Raw genomic sequence first — 18,407 nt, 5'->3', positions numbered from 1 at the left:
GCCTAGCGGAAGCGCTGCGCCGCGAGCGGCGCGGCCTCCGCGAGGCCGCGCACCGAGGGGTGCTCCGAGCGCGCGAACACCTCGCGCAGGCTGCCCGACGCGACGAACTCGCCGTCCGCGAGCACGTGGACCGTGGGGCACAGCCGCTCGACGAGCTCGAGGTCGTGCGTGACGACCAGCAGCGCCGTCCCTTCCGTCTCGGCGACGGTGGCGAGCCGGCGCGCGACCTCGCCGCGCATCGCGGGGTCGACGGCGGAGAGCGGCTCGTCGAGGATCAGCACGTCCGGGCGCGGGGCGAGCGCGGCAGCGATCGCGAGCCGCTGCTTCTCGCCGCCCGAGAGCGAGTGGATCTTGCGCTCCGCGTGACGGGGCTCGAGGGCGGCCAGGTCGATGAGCTCGGGCACCGTGCGGCTGCTGGCGCGCCCGGCCTTGCGCGCGGTGTCGAGCGCCCGGGTCAAGGCGCGGGCGACGGTGTCCCGGGTGTCGATGTCGACGAGGCCGTTCTGCGACACCCGCGCCACGCGACTGCGGAACACCTTCTTGTCGCGACGCCCGAGCTTCGACGCGGTGCGACCGTCCCACGTGACCGTGCCGTGCGACGGGCGCAGCAGGCCGAGCAGCGCGCGGACCAGCGTCGACTTGCCGACCCCCGACTCGCCGATGATCCCCACCGGGGCGTCGCCCGTGGTGAGCTCGAGGGAGACGCCGCGGACGACGTCGTGCATCCCCTCGCCCGCCCAGAGATCCGTGGCGCGCAGAGTGGCGGCGTTCTTCGACATGGGGCTCCTCGCTGGTCTGGCGTCGGGCGCGGTCTCGCGTGGTCGTGGTGGGCGGCCCCGGGGCAGCGAGCGCGCGACCACCGGTGCGCCGCGGACGACGTTACGGCACGCCGGCGAACCGTGCTGTCGCCCTCGAACGGCGAGATCGTCGTGATCAGGCCGCGGACGCCGTCCCCGGTGAGGCGGGGCGCGCGGCGGGCGGCCGGGACGGTCTGCCGATCTCCGCGGCGAGGAAGTCCCACGCGTCGTCCTGCATCTCGGCGGTCATGAGGTGCCCCGCGTCGTAGCGGCGTCCCACGTACCGGCCACCGCCGTCGCGGGCGCGGTTCGCCGCCATCCGCGCGTCCGCCGCGCGCATGCCCTCGTCCGGGAAAAGCTCGTCGTGCGCCGCGAACTGGGCGAGCACCGCCGTCCGACCCCCGGTTGGGCACAGCAGGTCGGGCTGGTCGGCGACGCGGGGGAGGCCCGGGGGCAGGTTGAGGCTCGAGTGGCGCGTGGCGTGGTGGGGGCCATCGACGACCACGGTGCGACCGCGCAGCTGGCGACGGCCGCGTCGAGCGGTGCGTCGAGCGCGACGAGGTGGACGACGCGGGCCCCGCCGCCCGAGAGGCCGAAGGCCCCGAGGGGCCCGGCGGTGCGGGCCGCGAGCACGTCGAGTGCCACCAGGTCGTCCTGCGCGACGAGACCCGCGAGGCTCGTGCCCAGGAGCGACGCCCAGATCACGAGGTCGCGCTCGCGCCGGTTGGAGACGCGGTCGTAGTCGGCGGGCGCGACGTCGGCGTGGTCGAGCCTCCGGCTGCCCCAGGAGAACGCGTCGTGGACCAGGACCGCGAACCCGCGGGCTGCGAGGTCGTTGACCGGGGTCCGGCCCGCGTAGTGGGCGTCCCGGACCTCGGCGAGACGGCTCTCGGCGGCCTCGCCGTCGTCGACGAGGACGCGGGCACCGACGGTGCGAACCCCGCCGTGGGCGTGGAACGCGAGGACCCCTGGCAGGTCGGCCGCGCGGGCCCCGGCCGGCGTCGCCAGCCAGGCCTGCGTCGTCGGCCCGAACCCGGTCTCCCACGAGAGCCGGACGACGTCCACCCGGCCCTGGCGCACGGGTGCGGACTCGCGGACGGTCGTCGCGGGGGCGAGGTCGCGCACGCCCAGCGCGTCGGCCACGGCCGCAGCCCGCTCACCGGGAGGCGAGAGCGGCGGCAGCGCCCGCAGCGCCGCGACGGCGTCGGCGCCGTACGGGGCGAACGAGTCGGGTGCGGCGGGCGTCATGCCGGACACGCTACCGATCGAGCGCGGACGACCCCTGTCTCGGGAGCGCGGGGCGGTGCGGCGAGAGTGTCGTTCGCGGGGTCCCTGGCGACCGCGGACCCCGCGAAGGACACTCTCGACGCGGCACTCAGTCCTCGGCGGCCTCGACGGCGCCGCTGAACGCCGTCCACGACTCCGGCGCGAGCCGCAGCGTGATCGTCCCGTTGCCGTGCTCGGGGGCCTCGACCTCCACGGGCACGTAGGACTCCGCGCTCTCCTTGCCCTCCCGGGGGCCCTCGTGGTCGGCGAGGACGGCGGTGCCCCCGTCGATCCGCAGCGCGCACCCGGGGTGCCGCAGGGTCACGAGCTGCTCGGTGTCGGTGCGGTTCGTGACGAACAGGCCGACGGCGCCGGTCCCGGGGTCGACGGTGCCCGCGGCCGTGACGGTGGGGACGTCCCCGTGCTTCGTCGTCGGCATCGACGGGGACGCGACCCGCAGGTCGAGCGCCGCGCCCTGCGCGAGGCGAGCCGTCGCCGCGAACGGGTGGAACGTCGTCTGACGCCAGGCCGCGCCGCCGGGCTCCGTCATGATCGGGGCGATCACGTTGACGAGCTGTGCGAGGCAGGCGACCGGGATCCGGTCGGCGTGGTTGAGCAGCGTGACGAGCAGGTCACCGACGACGACGGCGTCGAGCCCGGAGTAGACGTCCTCGATGATGCGGGGGGCGTCGCGCTGGATCGGCAGGTTCTCCTCGCCCGGGAACCGGGACTCGAGGTACCAGACGTTCCACTCGTCGAACGAGATGGTGATCTTCTTGTCGGAGCGCTTCTGCGCGCCGATCGCGTCGGCCGAGGCCACGACCCGCTCGACGAACCGGTCCATCGCGGTCCCGGAGCCGAGGAACGAGGCGCGGTCCCCGTTCAGCTCCTCGTAGTAGGCGTGCATCGAGATGTGGTCGACGATGTCGTACGTGTACGAGAGCACCGTGCGCTCCCACTCGCCGAACGTCGGCATGTACATCGAGGAGGACCCGCACGCGACGAGCTCGATCGACGGGTCGACGAGCTTCATGGCCTTGCCGGCCTCGGCCGCGAGCTTGCCGTACTCGTGGGCGTCCTTGTGGCCGATCTGCCACGGGCCGTCCATCTCGTTGCCCAGGCACCACAGCTTGACGCCGTAGGGCTTCTCCCGGCCGTTGGCGATGCGCATGTCGGCCCACCTGGTGCCGGCCTCGCCGTTGCAGTACTCGAGGAGCCCGACCGCGGCGGCGACCCCTCGGGTCCCGAGGTTGACCGCCATCATCGGCTCGATGCCGGTGCGCTCGCAGTACTGGAGGAACTCGTCGGTGCCCACGAGGTTCGGCTCGACGGTTCGCCACGCGAGGTCGAGGAACGGCTTGCGGTCCTCGACCGGGCCGACGCCGTCCTCCCAGTCGTAGTTGGAGACGAAGTTGCCGCCGGGGTAGCGGACCATCGAGACCCCGAGCTCGCGGGTGAGCTCGACGACGTCCTGGCGGAACCCGTGGTCGTCGGCCGTCGCGTGCCCCGGCTCGTAGACGCCGGTGTAGACCGCGCGGCCGAGGTGCTCGACGAACGACCCGAACAGGCGGCGGTCGACGGTCCCGACCCGGAACTCGGGGTGGAAGGTGATCGTGGTCCCGCCGGGGGCGGGTGCTGCGGTCGTGCTGGACATGATGTTCGGCTCCTGGGTTCAGGTCGGGTCGGTCGGTGGGGTGTGCGGCCGTCAGCCCAGGTCGAGGGAGACGGTGACGTACGCGTGGGCGGGGAGGTCTACCTCGAGGCCGCGGGGGTGGGGTCGGACGCCGTCCCACGGGCGGGGCGCGACGGCGTCGGGCCGGTCGGGGGTGTTGTGGGCGTCCACGGCGGGTCCGGTCAGGACCCGCGCGGTGTGCCCGGTGACGTCGCGCCCGCGCAGGTCGAGCACGACGGTCGTCGCCCGGTCGGCGTCGAGGTTGGACAGCGAGACCAGGGCGGTGCCGTCCTTCGTCGAGGCCGACGCGGAGAGCAGTGGCAGGGGCTTGCCGTCGACCTCGCGGGTCGTCACGTCGCCGGTGAGGTGGACGTCGAGGTTCTGGGCGTCGTGGTGCCCGGTGCCCATCTCGAACACGTGGTAGGTCGGGGTCAGCACGAGGGCGCCGGTGTCGGGGTCGGTGAGGATCATGGCCTGCAGCACGTTGACGGTCTGGGCGATGTTCGCCATCACGAGGCGGTCGGCGTGGCGGTGGAAGGTGTCCAGGTGCACGGACGCCACGAGGGCGTCGCGTACGGTGTTCTGCTGGTACAGGAAGCCCGGGTTCGTGCCGTCCTCGACGTTCCACCACGTGCCCCACTCGTCCAGGACCAGACCCATCCGCTTGTCGGGGTCGTAGCGGTCCATGACGGTGGAGTGGCGGGTCAGCAGCTCGTCGGTGTGACGGGCGCGGGCCAGCGCCAGGTACCACTGGTCGGTGTCGAACCGGGTGGCGTCCCCCTTGTCCTCCCAGGGCCCGGTCATCGTGTAGTAGTGCAGCGACACGGCCTGGTAGGGGCCGGTGGGCCCGGTCCCGCAGCCGATGCACCCCATCGACCGCATGAGCGCCTCGGTCCACGCGTAGTCGTCGTCGTGGGCGCCGGCCGCGATCCGGTACAGGGTGTTGCCGCCCTGGTCCCGCAGGTAGGTCGCGTACTGGCGGGCGAGGTCGGCGTAGGCGTCGGCGCGCATGTTGCCCCCGCACCCCCACGCCTCGTTGCCGATGCCCCAGAACGGGACGGTCCACGGCTCGTCGCGCCCGTTCTGGCGGCGCAGCGCCGCCATGGGCGAGTCGTCGCCGCGGGTCAGGTACTCGACCCACTCGCTCATCTCGCGCACGGTCCCGGACCCGACGTTGCCGTTGACGTACGCGACTGCGCCGAGCATCTCGCACAGGTCCATGAACTCGTGGGTCCCGAACGAGTTGTCCTCCACGACGTCGCCCCAGTGGGAGTTGACCACCCGGGGCCGGTCCTCGCGGGGGCCGACGCCGTCGCGCCAGTGGTAGTCGTCGGCGAAGCAGCCGCCCGGCCAGCGGAGGTTCGGGATCGCCAGGGCCCGCAGGGCCTCGACGACGTCCGAGCGGATCCCCCGCACGTTCGGCACGGGGAGTCCTCACCGACCCAGAAGCCGCCGTAGATGCAGCGGCCCAGGTGCTCGGCGAAGTGCCCGTACACGTGCCGCGAGATCGTGGGCCCGGGCAGGTCGAGGTTGATGACGGCAGTGGTCTGGGTCGTCTCGGGGGACATGGGTACCTCGGATTGGTTGGGTGGCCGGGTGGCGGGCGTCGGGGACGTCCGCCACCCGGGTGTCGGACGGCGTGGCTCGCGCCGGGTCGTCCGGTGCGGAGGGAGCAGTGGCGGGGTCGGGGGCTTGTCGCGGTCGCGCCGTGGCGAGCTGCCGACGGCTGCCCCGGGCGGATCAGCCCTTGACGCTGCCGGAGAGCAGGCCGCTGACGATGTGTCGCTGCGTGAAGATGAAGAAGACGACCATCGGGATCAGGGCCACGACGGTCACGGTCATGAACGCCGGCCAGTCGGTCGTGAACTCGGAGACGGCGTTGTAGACCTCGAGCACGACGGTCTTCTTCTGCGGCGACGAGATGAAGACGGTCGGCAGGAGGAAGTCGTTCCAGACCCACATCGTCTGGAACACCCCGACCGTGACCAGGATCGGCTTGATGAGCGGCAGGACGATGCGCCAGAAGATCTGGTTGGCGCTCGCCCCGTCGATCCGGGCCGCCTCGATCACCTCGAAGGGCAGCGTCCGCATGTACCCCTGGATGAGGAAGTAGCAGAAGATCGACCCGCCCAGGTACATGACGACCAGGCCGTTGAGGTCGTCGACCAGGTTGAACCCGACGAGCGTCCGGTACAGCGGGATCATCGTGGACTGGCCGGGGACGATGAAGCCGAGCAGGAGGACCGCGCCGAGGATCTTCGTCGTTCGACTCGACGAGATGATCATGGCGTAGGCGGCCATGGCGCCGACGACGAGCTGGAGTGCGACCCCGAGCACCGTGACGTAGATCGTGTTCGCGAACGACCGGTACATCCCGGCGTCCGTGAGCGTGTCCTGCCAGTTGCCGAAGAACCACTCCTGCGGCAGCCCGAGCGGTGACGTCACCATGTCGGCCTGGGTCTTGAAGCTGTTCACGAGGATGTAGTACAGCGGGACGCCGATGAGGATCGCCGCCGCGATCATGCCGATGCTGAGCAGCACGCGCCGCCACAGGGGGTGCTCATACGAACCTCCTCGAGATCACGCTCGTGAGCTTCAGCTGGCTGAAGCCGATCACGCCGACCGCGACGGTGAACATCACGGCGAGAGCCGAGGCGAGGCCGTAGCGGCCCTGGCTGACGCCGGAGACGATGATCGACTGGGTGATCGTGTAGGTGGAGAAGCCGGGCCCGCCACCGGTCAGGGTGTACGGCAGGTCGAAGACCTTCAGGCCGTTGGTCAGCAGCAGGAACGAGCTGATCACCATCGCGGGCGTGAGCAGGGGCAGCGTGATGCCGAAGAACTGCTGCCGCGGCGAAGCCCCGTCGATCTTGGCGACCTCGTAGTACTCGTGCGGGATCGACTGCAGGTACGCGAGGTAGAGCACCGCGTGCCAGCCGGCCTGGGCCCAGACGCCCACGAAGACGACCGACCACCGGGCGAGCGTGTCGTCCGAGAGCCAGGAGACGGCGTCGACCCCGAACCAGCGGTTCAGCAGCGTGTTGAGCACGCCCGACGGCAGCGGCGACAGGATGTAGGACCACACCAGGCCGAGGATCGCCATCGACGGCACCGCCGGGAAGAACCAGAGCGAGCGGACGAAGTTCTTGCCGAAGAACGCCTTGTTCATCTGGACGGCGAGGGGGATCGCGACGAGCGTGACGACGACCATCGTGCCGACGGCGAACATCAGCGTGAAGCCGAGGCCGGCGAGCATCGAGGGGTCGTTGAGGATCGTCGAGTAGTTCGCGAGGCCGATGAACGACAGCTCGGGGTCGTAGCCCGTGAAGTCGGTCAGGCTCCAGTAGAACGACTGACCGAGCGGGATCACGAAGAGGAAGACGAAGACCACGATCGCGGGGATCAGGAACGCCCGGTTCATCGCGATCTGCTTCCACCCGCCCTCGACGGTGCGCCTGCGTGCGGCGCGTCGTGGTGCGGACGCGGTCGTGGCGGGGGTGCTGCGGTGGGGCTAGCCATGGAGAAGTCCTTCCGGAGGTTCCCCGGGGCCTGCGGGCGCCCGTCGGGGCGCCCGCAGGCCGTCCGGAGCGACTTAGGAGGTCGCCAGCTTGGCGTCCATGGCCTTGGTGACGTCCACGGGCTCGATCTGCCCCTGGATCATGCGCTGCATCTGGGCGACGGCCTCGACGTTGAGGATGTCCTCGCTGCGCTGCCACGAGATCATCGGCAGGTAGAGGTCGCCGGAGCGGATCGGCTCGACCATCGGCTCGAAGACCGGGTCGACCGGGGGCTCGAAGTCGTCGGTCACCGTGACGTCGTTCGTCTGCGCCTGCATGACCTCGACGCCCTGCGGGGAGGAGAGGTATGCGAGGAACGTCTTGGCGGCTTCCTGGTGCGCCTCGTCGGACGCCGAGTTGATGGCGTAGCCCGGGGACGCGGCACCGGCCTGGTAGGGCGCGCCGTCGGCGAGCCCGGGGATCTGGCCGAACGTGAAGTCGAGCTCCGGGTTGGCCTCCTTGACCGCGCCGATGATCCACGGGCCGGCGTTGATGATCGCGACGCGCTCGTTCGCGAACTCGTCACGGACCTGGTCGCCGTCGAGCGCGACGACGTCGGACGACACGATGCCCTCGGTGTAGAGCCGGTTGTACTCCTCGACGATCGGCGTCCACTGCTCCTCGAACGTCGACTCGCCCGAGAAGATCAGGTCGTCGACCGACGGGTCCATCTCGGCCGTCTTCGCGCCCACCATCGCCGAGACGGTCGTCGGCATCTGGTCGACGCTCTCGAGGAACGGGGTGTGCCCGGCGTCCTGCAGCTTCTTGCACATCTCGAGGAACTCGTCCCAGGTCTCCGGGATCCCGTCGTACCCGACCTCGGCGAGCATCTCCTTGTTGTACGCGTAGCCCGCGGCCCAGGACGACGTCGAGAGGCCGTACTCGGCGCCGTCGCGGCCGTAGGTCTCGCGGTTGAACTCGGCGATGTTCTCCATGAACGGCTCGCCGGCGAGGTCGATGACGCTGCCGGCGTCGATGAGGTTGGTCTTGTTCTCGGCCGCGATGAGGAACACGTCGGGCGCGGTGCCCGAGAGCACGCGCGTCTGGAGGGTCTGGATGTACTCCGCGACCGGGGGCGAGTACGAGGCCTCGATCTTGACGTCCGGGTTGGACGCCTCGAAGTCCTCGATCACCGGGGTCATCTGCTCCTCCCCGGTCCAGGACAGGAGCGTGACGGTCGTGACGCCGTCCGACTCGCCGCTGTCGCTGCCGGAGCAGGCGGTGAGGGTCAGTGCGAGGGCTGCCGCACCGGCGGCCCCGACGATGAGTGTGCGACGCATCTGGAACTCCTTCGTCCATGATCTGTGCGAGACGCCGTCGTTGGCGTCCCGGTCGAGCTCGGAAGGTTTATCGTTATACCTGCCCGTTGACGAACAGAGTGCAGGACAGATCCTGGTTCGTCAAGAGGGCGGAATCATGCGGATGATAACGATCACATCTCGAGCGGGCCGTGGCCTGGCAGGATGTCCCCGTGACGGACCGCCGGTCGGTGGACCGCCGTCCGACGACTGCCCGGCCGTCGGGACGGTCGGCGAGGGTGCGAGAGAGGCGGTGGTGGCGTGGCGACGACGATGAGCGACGTCGCGCGTGCCGCAGGGGTGTCCGTCATGACGGTCTCCAACGTCATCAACGGCCGGCCCCGGGTCGGGCCGGACACCCGGGCGCGCGTCCTCGGCGTCATCGCCGAGCTCGGCTACCAGGTCAACCTGACGGCCCGCGGCCTTCGCGCCGGCCGCACGGGGACGATCGCACTGATCGTGCCCCGCTTCGACCACGCCTACTTCGGCGGCCTCGCCGCCCGGCTGACCGCCGGCCTGGAGAGCGTGGGGCTGCACCTCGTCGTCGAGCAGAGCGGGGCCTCCCCGGAGGGTGAGCTCGCTGCGCTGTCGCTCGCCCGGCTCCAGATGTACGACGGTGTCCTGCTCAGCGTCGTGGGGCTCGACGCCGCCGCCGTGGACCGGATCCAGAGCACCGTCCCCGTCGTCCTGATCGGTGAGCGCGACCTGCCGCCGCGCTTCGACCACGTGACGATGGACAACGTCGAGGGCGCCCGGCAGGCGGTCGAGCACATGCTGCGCAGCGGCGCCCGTCGGGTGGCGATCGTCGGCGGTGAGGTCGGCACCCCGTCACGGACGATGGGGTCCCGGCGCACGCTCGGCTGGCGGCTCGCGCACGAGTCGCTCGGGATGGCCCCCGACCCGGACCTCCTGATCGAGATCCCGGAGGTCGAGGCCTGGGCCGGCGCCGCGGTGGTCGAGCAGATGCTCGAGCGCGGGCTCGCCGTCGACGGCGTCTTCGCCGTGACCGACGAGGTCGCCACCGGTGTCCTCTCGGGCCTGCACCGAGCCGGTCTCTCGGTGCCCGAGGACGTCCAGGTCGTCGGGTTCGACAACCTCGCGATCGGCGAGCACCTGGTACCGAGGCTCACGTCGGTCGACCCCGACCACGACGCGATGGTCGACGCGATGGTCGAGCTCGTCCGTCGTCGGATCGACGCGGACGGTGCGGAGCTCGAGCCGCGGCACGTCGTCCTGCCGTCACGGCTCGCGCTGCGCGACTCCACCCGCTGACGGCCGGAACGGCTCCAGCCCCTCGGCGCCGAGGACCGGGCCGACCACCTCGACCTGGCCCGACGACGCGGCGACCGTCTGCGCGCAGGTCAGCGAGAACGACGGGCCGGGCGGCAGCAGCGGGCCGAAGTCGACGGTCGCCGCCGCGAAGACGATGCGCCCGACCCCCGCCCACACGAGCGCCGCCGCGCACATGGGGCACGGCTCCCCGCTCGCGTGCACGGTGGCGCCGACGACCAGGTGCCGACGCTCCGGCGGGACGGAACGCAGCGCGACGATCTCCGCGTGCGCCGTCACGTCCCCCGTCGAGGTCGCGGTGTTGCGCCCCTCCGCGAGGACCGCCCCGTCGGCGGCGACGAGCACGGCCCCGAACGGGTTGTCGCCCGACGCCGACGCCTCCCGGGCGAGCGTGAGCGACCGCTCCAGGTGCTCCCGTTCGTCGGGCGCGGTCATGCGCTCAGGTCCAGCTCGAGGCCGACACCGCGCTCGCGCGCCGCATCGAGCAGCAGACGGCCGATGGCGACGTCCTGGATCCCGAGGCCCACCGAGTTGAAGAGCGTGATGTCGTCGGGTCCGGTCCGCACGAGGGCCCCGGTGAGCACGTCGGCCAGGTCCGTGCGGCAGTCGTCCGCGGTGATCGCGCCGTCGGCGATCGCGAGCGCCACCTCGCCCGACTCGTGCAGCGCGGACTCCCGGGTGTCGACGACGATCCGCGCGACCGCCATCGCGGCCGAGTCGACCTCGCGGTGATCGGGACGCGGAGGGGAGCCGACGGCGTTCACGTGCAGCCCGGCGTGGAACCAGGCGCCCTCGACGACGGGCTCGCGCGACGGCGTCAGCGTGCACAGGACGTCGGCCGCCTCGACGGCCGTCCGCGCCGAGTCGGCGCGGGTGACCTTGACGCCAGGTCGTCGCTCGGCCACCCGCGCCGCGAACGACTCGAAGGTCGCGTCCCGGCGCGTCCAGACCACGACCTGCTCGAGGGGCAGCACCTCGGCGAGCATGTCGACGTGCTCGACGGCGAGCGCGCCCGCGCCGACCAGCCCGACCACCGTGCTGCCGGGTCGGGCGAGGGCCCGGGTCGCCACGGCCGTCGTCGCGGCGGTGCGCAGCCGGGTCGGGATCGCCCCGTGGAGCACGCCCTCGCAGGCCCCGGTGCGGGAGTCGGCGAGCACGACGACCGAACGCTGTGTCGGCAGGCCCCGCTGCCGGTTGCCGGGGATGTCGGCGAGGAGCTTGGACCCGGCGAGCCCGACGTCGTCCGACACCGCGGTCATGGCGAGGAAGTGCGCGTCCGCGCCAGGCGTCGCGGCGACGGGGACCGGGGGCTGGTGCGCCGTGCCGGCCCGCAGGGCGCGGTGCGCCCGGTCGACGGCGTCGATCACCGCGGAAGGGGGACGAGCCCGTCGAGCGAGCTGCGGTCGAGGATCAGTGTCATGGGTGACTCCGGAGGTCAGGCGCCTGCGCGCACGAACGGGACGGTGAGCGCCGACGGGGGTCGGCTGTGGGTCACCAGGCCGCCGACGGCGAGCAGGGCGAGGACGTACGGGAGCATGACGAGCAGGGCGAACGGCACGTCGACGCCGAGGGCGGGGAGCGTGAACTGCAGCGCTTGCGCGACCCCGAAGACGAGGGACGCGACCATGACGGGGACGGCCTTCCAGCGACCGGCGATCACGGCGACGACGGCGAGGTAGCCGATGCCGGCGGTCATGTTGTCGGTGAAGGTGTGGACCTCCGACAGCGCGAGCTGCGTGCCGGCGAGGCCGGAGAGCGCGCCGACGCCGACCACTGCGAGCCAGCGCACCCGGCGGACCGGGACACCGGCCCAGTCGGCCTTCGTGGCGTCCTCGCCGGCCGCGTCGATCGCCAGGCCCCAGCCCGTGCGCCGGGACGTCAGGAGCGCCAGCACGACGACGACCCCGACCAGCGCGTACGCGAGGCCGGTCTGGGCGAACAGCGCCGGGCCGACCACGGGGATGTCGCTCAGGACCGGCACCGCGAGCCGGTCGAAGCCGGGGACGGACACCCCTCGGTCGGCGAGCAGGAGCCGAGCGCCGAACGTCGTCGCCGCGATCGCGAGCGTCGTCAGGGCGATGCCGGTGACGATCTGGTTCGCGCGGAGCGTCACGCTCAGCAGCGCCTGGACCGCGCCCAGCACGATCCCTGCGGCGAGCCCGCACAGCACGCCGGCGACGGGCGACCCGGTGCTCGTGGCGCCGACGACCCCCGCGAACGCGCCGGTGAGCATCATGCCCTCGACGCTCATGTTCAGGACCCCGGCGCGCTCGCTGACGAGCTCGCCGTTCGCCGCGACGAGGACCGGGATCGTGAGCGAGACGCTCGCGACGAGCAGGTCCGTGAGCATGCTGGTCATCGCCGGGTCTCCTCGAGGTGCGTGGTGCGTGGGCGGTCTGCGGGGCGGGCTGCGGGACCCGGGTCGCCGTCCGGCCCGCTCCCGGTCGCGGTCGCGGGCCCGGGAGAGGGCTCCGACGCGCCACCCGGTGGCGGTCCGGACCGGTCGGGTTCCGGACGGCGTCGCGGCCACCCGGCGCTGCGGCGCCCCGCACCCCGGGGCCCGGTCGTGGTCCACAGGGCCGAGCCTGCGATGAAGAGGATCAGCAGCGCCTCGGTGATCTGCGTGAGCGACGCGGGGATGCCGGCGGCGAGCTGGAGGTTGATGCCACCGGAGACGAGGAGACCGAGCGCGGCGGACACGAGCACGGCCGCGGCCAACGACCCACGGGCCAGGAGGCCCGCGACCAGGCCGGAGAACCCGTACCCGGACGAGACACCCTCGGCCAGCACGTGCGGAGCCGACGCGACCAGGACGCCGCCCGCGAGGCCCGCGAACCCGCCGGCCGTCGTCAGGCTCCCGAGGCGCAGCCGGTCCACCCGGGCGCCGAGCCGGTGCGACGCGGGCGCCGAGAGACCGACCGACCGCAGCCGCAGCCCCGTCGACGTGCGGTGCAGGACGACCGCGGCGACGACCGCGCCGAGCAGGGCCAGGGCGACCGCGGCGGTGGCGGGGGAGCGCGGGATCCCGAGGAGCGGCAGGTGTGCGCCGTCGACGAGCGGCAGCGACTGCGGCAGCGTCTCCGAGCTCGACATCGGCTGGCGCAGGAACATCTCCTCGTGGACGACGAGCAGCAGCAGGGCCAGGCCGACGAAGTTCAGCAGCAGCGTCGTGATGACCTCGCTGACGCCGCGCCGCACCCGCAGCACCGCCGCGATCGACGCCCACAGCGCGCCGCCCACGACCGATGCGACGAGGACCGCCGGCAGGGCGACGAACGCCGGGGTCGAGTCGGGCAGCACGCGGGTCCCCACGGTCACCGCGAAGATCGCGCCCAGGCAGATCTGACCTTCGCCGCCGACGTTCACCAGGTTCGCGCGGAACGCGATGATGAACCCCGTCGCCACGAGCAGCAGGACCGCAGCAGCGTTGAGGGACGAGCCGATCGCGTACGCGCTGCCGAACATCCCGTCCCAGAGGGCGACGGCGGCCTCCGTCGGTGAGGACCCGGCGAGGGTCGCGAGCAGGCCGCTGACGACCAGAGCCGCTGCCGCGGCGAGGAGCCCGAGGCTCAGCGGGTGGCGGAGGTTCATGCGACTGCTCCCGTCATGAGGCGTGCGACCTGGTCGCGCGCCGTGGGGTCGTCCGTGGGGACGGGGCCGAGGAGCCGGCCCCGGTAGGCGACGTGCACGACGTCGCAGAGCGCGAGCAGCTCGGACAGCTCGCTCGAGACGACCAGCACCGCGACGCCCGACGCCGCGGCCTCGCGCAACCGCCGCACCACGCCGTCGACGGCACCCAGGTCGAGGCCGCGCGTCGGGTGCGCCGCGACGACGCACCGCAGCGGGTCGAGGCTCAGCTCGCGAGCGAGCACCGCCTTCTGCTGGTTCCCGCCCGAGAGCGATGAGATCGGGGCGTCCGTGCCCGCGGTGCGCACGTCGTAGCGGGCGACGAGGTCCTCGGCCCGGCGGCGCATCGCCCGCCGATCGAGCATCCCGAAGCGCCGCAGCTCGTCGAGCCGCCCGAGCAGCAGGTTCTGCGCGACCGTGAGCTCGCCCACGATCGCGTCGTGGTGCCGGTCCTCCGGGATCACGCCGAGCCCGAGCGCCGCCCGCGGGCCCGGCCCGGCCGCCGTCACGTCGGTGCCGTCGAGGGTCACGGTGCCGGCGCTCGCGGTCAGCGCGCCCGAGAGGACCGAGACGAGCTCGCTCTGGCCGTTGCCCTCGACGCCGGCGATCCCGACGATCGACCCGCCGGGGACGGCGAGGTCGAGGTGGTCGACGGTGCGGGCGCCGTCGGTGGCGTCGACCACGAGGTCACGCACCTCGAGCACGGCGGGTCCGGCCGCGGGAACCGGGCTCCCTGCCGGCTCCGGGGCCTCTGCGGCTGCGCCGGTCGTGGCGGCCGGAGAGCCCACAGGCTCCGGCGACGTGAGCCCGAGGCTCGCGGCGAGCACGGAGTCGAGGCCGCCGACCTCGCGCCCGATCATCAGCGTCACCAGGTCGTCGGACGTGAGCTCGGAGAGCGGGCCGCCGCCGACGACCCGACCGCCACGCAGGACGGTCGCACGGTCGCCGACCTGCGTGACCTCAGCGAGCTTGTGCGTGATGAGGACGACGGCCGTCCCCGCGTCCGCGATCCGACGGACGGTGCTCAGGAACCCCGCGATCTCCGCGGGTCCGAGCACCCCGGTCGGCTCGTCGAACAGGATCAGGTCGGGTCGGGGGAGGAGCGCCTTGACGATCTCGACCTGCTGGCGCGCCCCCACGGACAGCGCGCCCGTGGTTGCGTCCGGGTCGACGGCGAGGCCGTAGGCCTCCTCGAGCTCCGCGAGCCGACGAGCCAGCCCCGCCCGGTCGAGCCGCACCCCGCCACGACCCAGCAGGAGGTTCTCGCGCACCGTCAGGTTCGGCAGCAGGCTGAAGTGCTGGTGGACCATCGTGACGCCCGACGCGATGGCGTCGGCGGGGTTCGACGGCGTGAACGGCTCGCCGTCACGCTCGACCGACCCCGACGAGGGGCGCAGCGAGCCGAAGACGATGTTGCACAGCGTCGACTTGCCCGCGCCGTTCTCGCCCAGCACGCAGTGGACCTCTCCGGGACTGACCTCGAGGTCGACGGCGTCGAGGGCCACGGTCGCCCCGAAGGTCCGGGACACCCCGCTCAGCCGGAGCGCAGGGGCCACCGCTGGCGCGGTTGCTGGCGGTGCGGTCATCGGGATCTCCTGTGCTGGTGCTGGTGCTGGTGCTGGTGCTGGTGCTGGTGCTGGTGCTGGTGCTGGTGCTTGCGGTACGGCGCGTGATCCGGTCGGCGAGGGGCGGACGGCGGTGCGGGCCGTCGTCCGCCCCTCCCGGTGGTGCCGGGGCCGGTTCCGGTGGACCGTGCCGGTCAGTACGGCTCGACGGAGCCCGAGGCGACGGACTCCTCGATCTCGGCGAGCGAGGCGGCGGTCTCGGCGTCGTCCGTGCAGAGCACGAACTCGGTGCCCTCGCGGTCCGTCGTCAGCCCGAACGGGACCTGCGCGGCCTCCCAGGAGCCGTCGAGGACGCTGTCGATCGCGTACTCGACCTCGGTGCCGATGTCGGTGCGGACGAACCCGACGTAGGGGTCGGCGCACTCGCCCGGGATCGGTCCGCCGATCATCGACGCGTCCGCGTCCTGGGCGGCCTGCTCGATCCCGGTCTTGCCGAGGTTGACGATCTGGCCGATGACGTCGACGCCGACCGAGAAGTTGGCGGCGGCGGCCTGCTTCGCCTTGGCGGGGTCGTTGAAGTCGCCCAGGAACTGCGCGGTGACGACCTCGGTGCCCGGCACGGCGGCCTCGGCCCCGTTGGCGAACGCACCCGACGCGTTGACGATCGCCGGCAGCTCGACGCCGCCGATGAACCCGATCGAGCCCGACTCGGAGGACAGGGCGGCGACCGCACCGGAGAGATACTCGGCCTCGGCCTGCTCGGGGTCGTAGTAGGCCAGGTTGTCGAGAGGCTCGGCGTCCGAGGGGCCGCCGATCTCGACGAACGTGACGTCGGGGAACTGCGGGGCGACGGCCCGGACGTCGGCGTCGGTCTGCCCGCCGACGCTGATCACGAGGTCGGACTCGCTCGCGAAGCGCACGAGCACCTGCTCGTAGTCGGACGCCGCGACCTCCTCGACGTAGGTCACGTCGATGGCGTCGCCGTGGGTCTCCTGGGCGCGCTCGACGCCGAGGTGGGCGGACTGCATGAACCCGGTGTCCGAGATCGAGCCGGGCAGGAACACGCCGACGACCAACGGGTCGGTCGACTCCGCCGCGGCGGTGTCGGTGTCGTTCGAGTCTCCGGACTCGGCGGCGTCGGCCGTGGTGCCGCAGGCGGCGAGCAGGCCGACGGTCGCGACCGCGGCGAGGCCGGTGGCGGCGCGGCGGGCGGCGCGGTTCGAGCGGCTGGCGGCAGTGGGGCGAGCGGTGCTGATGGGGCGCATCGGGACTCCTCGGTAGCTGGCGTTAGTGGTATACCACTAACGAGGAGTCTGCTCGCCGTTTGTTTTCGTCGTGTGAACTGGCCGTAAATGATGCATGACCCGGTGCGGGCGGCCGGAGGGGCGGCTGGAGCGATGCTCGCGATCGGCCGCGACCCGGGCCGGCTCGGGCGTGCGACCGGAGGTGCGAGCGGGCCGCGAGCTCAGCTCGGGCCGGGCGTCCTCGCGAGGGTCAGGCGGTGCGCGTCGCGCGACCGGCTCCCGCGTCCCGCTGGCTCCGGTTGCGGCTGCGCGTGAGCTCGATCGGGTCGACCGGGTCGGAGGCCCAGGTCGCGGCGAGCGCGAGGGTCGGCTCGCGGCCCGAGGCGACGTGCCGGAACGCGAGGTCGCTCGCCAGCTCGAGATCTTGCGCGGCGATCGCCGCGAGCATCTCGGCGTGCTCCTCGCACTGCTCGCGCGTGTCCCGGCGCTTCGTCAGGTGGAACAGCCAACGGACCCGGGACTCGAGCGGCGCCATCATCGACTGGAGCAGAGGGTTGCCGCAGGTGCGCAGGATCGCCGTGTGGAAGGCGGCGTTCGCCGCGGCGGTCCGGGCGTCGTCGTGCGCGTCGAGCGCGGCCCTGGCCTCGTCCACGAGCGCAGCCATCTCTGCCAGGTCGGCCTCGGTGCGACGCAGCGCGGCCAGCCGGGTGGCGAGGACCTCGACGCTCTCGCGGACCTCGAACAGGTGGACGACGTCGTCCCGCGTGAACGGCGCGACCAGCGCCCCTGGCGTGGCACCACCACGACCAGGCCTTCGTTCTCGAGCATGCGCAGGGCCTCGCGCAGCGGCACGCGGGAGACTCCGATCTCGGCGGCGAGGTCGCGCTCGACGAGGCGCTCGCCGGGGGCGAGGTCGAGCCCGATGATCCTGTCGCGCAGCGTCGTGTACGCGTGGTCGCGCAGCGATCGCTGCGGCGGCTCGGTCGGGGTGACGGTCACCCGGACATCCTAGTGAGCCGGGTGTCCGGCGCCGGGCGTCGTGGGCGTGGTGCGAGGGGTGGCCGCTCACGCGGCGCGTCGCCGGCAGGCCGGTCGCCGCGGCGTGCGCATCTACGGGAAAGCGCTTGCCAACTCCGTGCGTCGCGTGCGACGATCGGCCGACGAGAGCATCGGTGCCCTGCCCTCGGGCCCCTGCGCACCGTTCGCCCTCGACCGGACGAAGCCAGCAGAAGAACCGAGAGGAACCCCATGCCCCGCGTCGCACTGGTCACCGGAGGGAACCGGGGCATCGGCCTCGGCATCAGCCGTCGTCTGCTCGCGGACGGCTACGCCGTCTCGATCCTCGCCACCCGCGAGGAGCCGACCGAGGTGCTCGACGAGCTACGGTCGCTCGCCGGCGACTCGTCCCTCGTGCGGTACGTGCGCGGCTCCGTCGCCGACCTCGACGACCACGCCCGCTACGTCGACGACGCCGTCGGCGCGTGGGGGCGGCTCGACCTGCTCGTCAACAACGCCGGCGTCGCCCCGAGCACGCGCGCCGACCTGCTCGAGGCCGACCCCGAGTCGTTCGACCGCGTGCTCGGCATCAACCTGCGCGGCCCGTACTTCCTCACCCAGACGTTCGCCAACCGCGTCATCGCGCTGCGCGGCGACCTGGACGCGCTGCCCGAGCCGCCCGACGGCCCCGTGGCCACGGTCGTCAACGTCTCGTCCATCTCTGCGACGTCCGTCTCGACGAACCGTGGCGAGTACTGCGTCTCCAAGGCGGGCGTCGGCATGGCCACGCAGCTGTTCGCCGTGCGTCTCGCGCCCGAGGGGATCGTCGTCTACGAGGTGCGCCCCGGCGTCATCGCGACCGACATGACCTCGGGCGTCCAGCAGAAGTACGACGACATGTTCGCCGGCGGCATGGCGCCGATCGCCCGCTGGGGTCGGCCGGCGGACGTCGCCGGGGCGGTCTCGACGCTCGCCGCCGGGCAGACGCCGTACTCGACGGGCGAGGTCTTCCACGTCGACGGCGGCATGCACATCCCGCGGCTCTGAGCAGCGAGCAGGCCGCGCGGGCACGACCCGACGCCGTCGATCGGCGAA

At 72.6% G+C, this 18,407-nt stretch carries 15 protein-coding genes and 2 pseudogenes; 2 read left to right on the top strand and 15 right to left on the bottom strand.

What is annotated here, in order from left to right; all coding sequences use genetic code 11:
• Positions 1-2: 2 nt before the first annotated feature.
• From QUE47_RS03420 to QUE47_RS03390, 7 genes and pseudogenes are all read right to left on the bottom strand, one after another.
• Positions 3-779, bottom strand: coding sequence for an ABC transporter ATP-binding protein (locus QUE47_RS03420; RefSeq protein ID WP_286218573.1), 777 nt, complete (start codon positions 777-779; stop codon positions 3-5).
• Positions 780-1,043: 264 nt separating this feature from the next.
• Positions 1,044-2,045, bottom strand: coding sequence for a dienelactone hydrolase family protein (locus QUE47_RS03415; RefSeq protein ID WP_286218572.1), 1,002 nt, complete (start codon positions 2,043-2,045; stop codon positions 1,044-1,046).
• Positions 2,046-2,172: 127 nt separating this feature from the next.
• Positions 2,173-3,717, bottom strand: a complete 1,545-nt coding sequence (gene arfA / locus QUE47_RS03410; RefSeq protein WP_286218571.1) for an arabinosylfuranosidase ArfA — start codon at positions 3,715-3,717, stop codon at positions 2,173-2,175.
• A 51-nt stretch (positions 3,718-3,768) separates the two neighbouring features.
• Positions 3,769-5,303 (bottom strand): annotated as a pseudogene (locus QUE47_RS03405) (alpha-N-arabinofuranosidase).
• 172 nt (positions 5,304-5,475) lie between these two features.
• The gene (locus tag QUE47_RS03400) at positions 5,476-6,276 is read right to left on the bottom strand and encodes a carbohydrate ABC transporter permease (RefSeq protein ID WP_286218570.1); all 801 of its coding nucleotides are present in this window, start codon (positions 6,274-6,276) and stop codon (positions 5,476-5,478) included.
• Positions 6,277-6,295: 19 nt separating this feature from the next.
• Entirely contained in the window at positions 6,296-7,156 is an 861-nt protein-coding gene (locus QUE47_RS03395) for a carbohydrate ABC transporter permease (protein WP_286218569.1), read from the bottom strand.
• Between the two features lie 171 nt (positions 7,157-7,327).
• Positions 7,328-8,572 carry an ABC transporter substrate-binding protein gene (locus tag QUE47_RS03390; RefSeq protein ID WP_286218568.1) on the bottom strand — a complete coding sequence of 415 codons (1,245 nt, stop codon included), beginning with the start codon at positions 8,570-8,572 and terminating at the stop codon, positions 7,328-7,330.
• 279 nt (positions 8,573-8,851) lie between these two features.
• On the opposite strand from QUE47_RS03390, the gene QUE47_RS03385 reads away from it, so the two are divergent.
• The gene (locus tag QUE47_RS03385) at positions 8,852-9,862 is read left to right on the top strand and encodes a LacI family DNA-binding transcriptional regulator (protein WP_286218567.1); all 1,011 of its coding nucleotides are present in this window, start codon (positions 8,852-8,854) and stop codon (positions 9,860-9,862) included.
• Here QUE47_RS03385 and QUE47_RS03380 read toward each other — a convergent pair.
• The 8 genes and pseudogenes from QUE47_RS03380 to QUE47_RS16520 all read right to left on the bottom strand — a co-directional run.
• Positions 9,830-10,315 (bottom strand): nucleoside deaminase, encoded by a 486-nt coding sequence (locus tag QUE47_RS03380; protein WP_286218566.1) that lies wholly within the window; start codon positions 10,313-10,315, stop codon positions 9,830-9,832. The genes QUE47_RS03385 and QUE47_RS03380 overlap by 33 nt on opposite strands.
• Positions 10,312-11,247: an ornithine cyclodeaminase family protein gene (locus tag QUE47_RS03375; protein ID WP_286218565.1), complete on the bottom strand. Its 936-nt coding sequence runs from the start codon at positions 11,245-11,247 to the stop codon at positions 10,312-10,314. Before QUE47_RS03375 ends, QUE47_RS03380 begins: the two co-directional genes overlap by 4 nt.
• Positions 11,248-11,315: 68 nt before the next feature.
• On the bottom strand, positions 11,316-12,239 hold the full coding sequence (locus QUE47_RS03370) for an ABC transporter permease (RefSeq protein WP_286218564.1): 924 nt from the start codon (positions 12,237-12,239) through the stop codon (positions 11,316-11,318).
• Positions 12,236-13,471 (bottom strand): ABC transporter permease, encoded by a 1,236-nt coding sequence (locus QUE47_RS03365; RefSeq protein ID WP_286218563.1) that lies wholly within the window; start codon positions 13,469-13,471, stop codon positions 12,236-12,238. Before QUE47_RS03365 ends, QUE47_RS03370 begins: the two co-directional genes overlap by 4 nt.
• Positions 13,468-15,093, bottom strand: a complete 1,626-nt coding sequence (locus tag QUE47_RS03360; protein ID WP_286218562.1) for an ABC transporter ATP-binding protein — start codon at positions 15,091-15,093, stop codon at positions 13,468-13,470. Before QUE47_RS03360 ends, QUE47_RS03365 begins: the two co-directional genes overlap by 4 nt.
• Positions 15,094-15,266: 173 nt before the next feature.
• On the bottom strand, positions 15,267-16,337 hold the full coding sequence (locus tag QUE47_RS03355; RefSeq protein WP_286218561.1) for a BMP family ABC transporter substrate-binding protein: 1,071 nt from the start codon (positions 16,335-16,337) through the stop codon (positions 15,267-15,269).
• A gap of 229 nt (positions 16,338-16,566) precedes the next feature.
• Positions 16,567-17,010 (bottom strand): FCD domain-containing protein, encoded by a 444-nt coding sequence (locus QUE47_RS16525; RefSeq protein WP_350227721.1) that lies wholly within the window; start codon positions 17,008-17,010, stop codon positions 16,567-16,569.
• 149 nt (positions 17,011-17,159) lie between these two features.
• Positions 17,160-17,315: pseudogene (locus QUE47_RS16520) on the bottom strand (GntR family transcriptional regulator); the annotation flags it as partial.
• A 249-nt stretch (positions 17,316-17,564) separates the two neighbouring features.
• Between QUE47_RS16520 and QUE47_RS03345 the strand changes: the two are divergent.
• Positions 17,565-18,359, top strand: coding sequence for a 3-ketoacyl-ACP reductase (locus QUE47_RS03345; protein WP_286218559.1), 795 nt, complete (start codon positions 17,565-17,567; stop codon positions 18,357-18,359).
• Positions 18,360-18,407: the final 48 nt, after the last annotated feature.

It is taken from the genome of Paraoerskovia sediminicola (assembly GCF_030296575.1).
Taxonomy (GTDB): Bacteria; Actinomycetota; Actinomycetes; order Actinomycetales; family Cellulomonadaceae; genus Paraoerskovia; species Paraoerskovia sediminicola.
Note: the sequence above shows the minus strand (reverse complement) of the source record. Positions and strands in the feature narration are given on the sequence as shown.

What these genes read in the sequence shown, in the direction of transcription:
- QUE47_RS03360 (WP_286218562.1), bottom strand. Translation starts at nt 15,093, where the DNA reads ATGACCGCACCGCCAGCAACCGCGCCAGCGGTGGCCCCTGCGCTCCGG.
- QUE47_RS03370 (WP_286218564.1), bottom strand. Translation starts at nt 12,239, where the DNA reads ATGACCAGCATGCTCACGGACCTGCTCGTCGCGAGCGTCTCGCTCACG.
- QUE47_RS03390 (WP_286218568.1), bottom strand. Translation starts at nt 8,572, where the DNA reads ATGCGTCGCACACTCATCGTCGGGGCCGCCGGTGCGGCAGCCCTCGCA.
- QUE47_RS03420 (WP_286218573.1), bottom strand. Translation starts at nt 779, where the DNA reads ATGTCGAAGAACGCCGCCACTCTGCGCGCCACGGATCTCTGGGCGGGC.
- QUE47_RS03345 (WP_286218559.1), top strand. Translation starts at nt 17,565, where the DNA reads ATGCCCCGCGTCGCACTGGTCACCGGAGGGAACCGGGGCATCGGCCTC.
- QUE47_RS03395 (WP_286218569.1), bottom strand. Translation starts at nt 7,156, where the DNA reads ATGAACCGGGCGTTCCTGATCCCCGCGATCGTGGTCTTCGTCTTCCTC.
- QUE47_RS03365 (WP_286218563.1), bottom strand. Translation starts at nt 13,471, where the DNA reads ATGAACCTCCGCCACCCGCTGAGCCTCGGGCTCCTCGCCGCGGCAGCG.
- QUE47_RS03355 (WP_286218561.1), bottom strand. Translation starts at nt 16,337, where the DNA reads ATGCGCCCCATCAGCACCGCTCGCCCCACTGCCGCCAGCCGCTCGAAC.
- QUE47_RS03415 (WP_286218572.1), bottom strand. Translation starts at nt 2,045, where the DNA reads ATGACGCCCGCCGCACCCGACTCGTTCGCCCCGTACGGCGCCGACGCC.
- QUE47_RS03380 (WP_286218566.1), bottom strand. Translation starts at nt 10,315, where the DNA reads ATGACCGCGCCCGACGAACGGGAGCACCTGGAGCGGTCGCTCACGCTC.
- arfA (WP_286218571.1), bottom strand. Translation starts at nt 3,717, where the DNA reads ATGTCCAGCACGACCGCAGCACCCGCCCCCGGCGGGACCACGATCACC.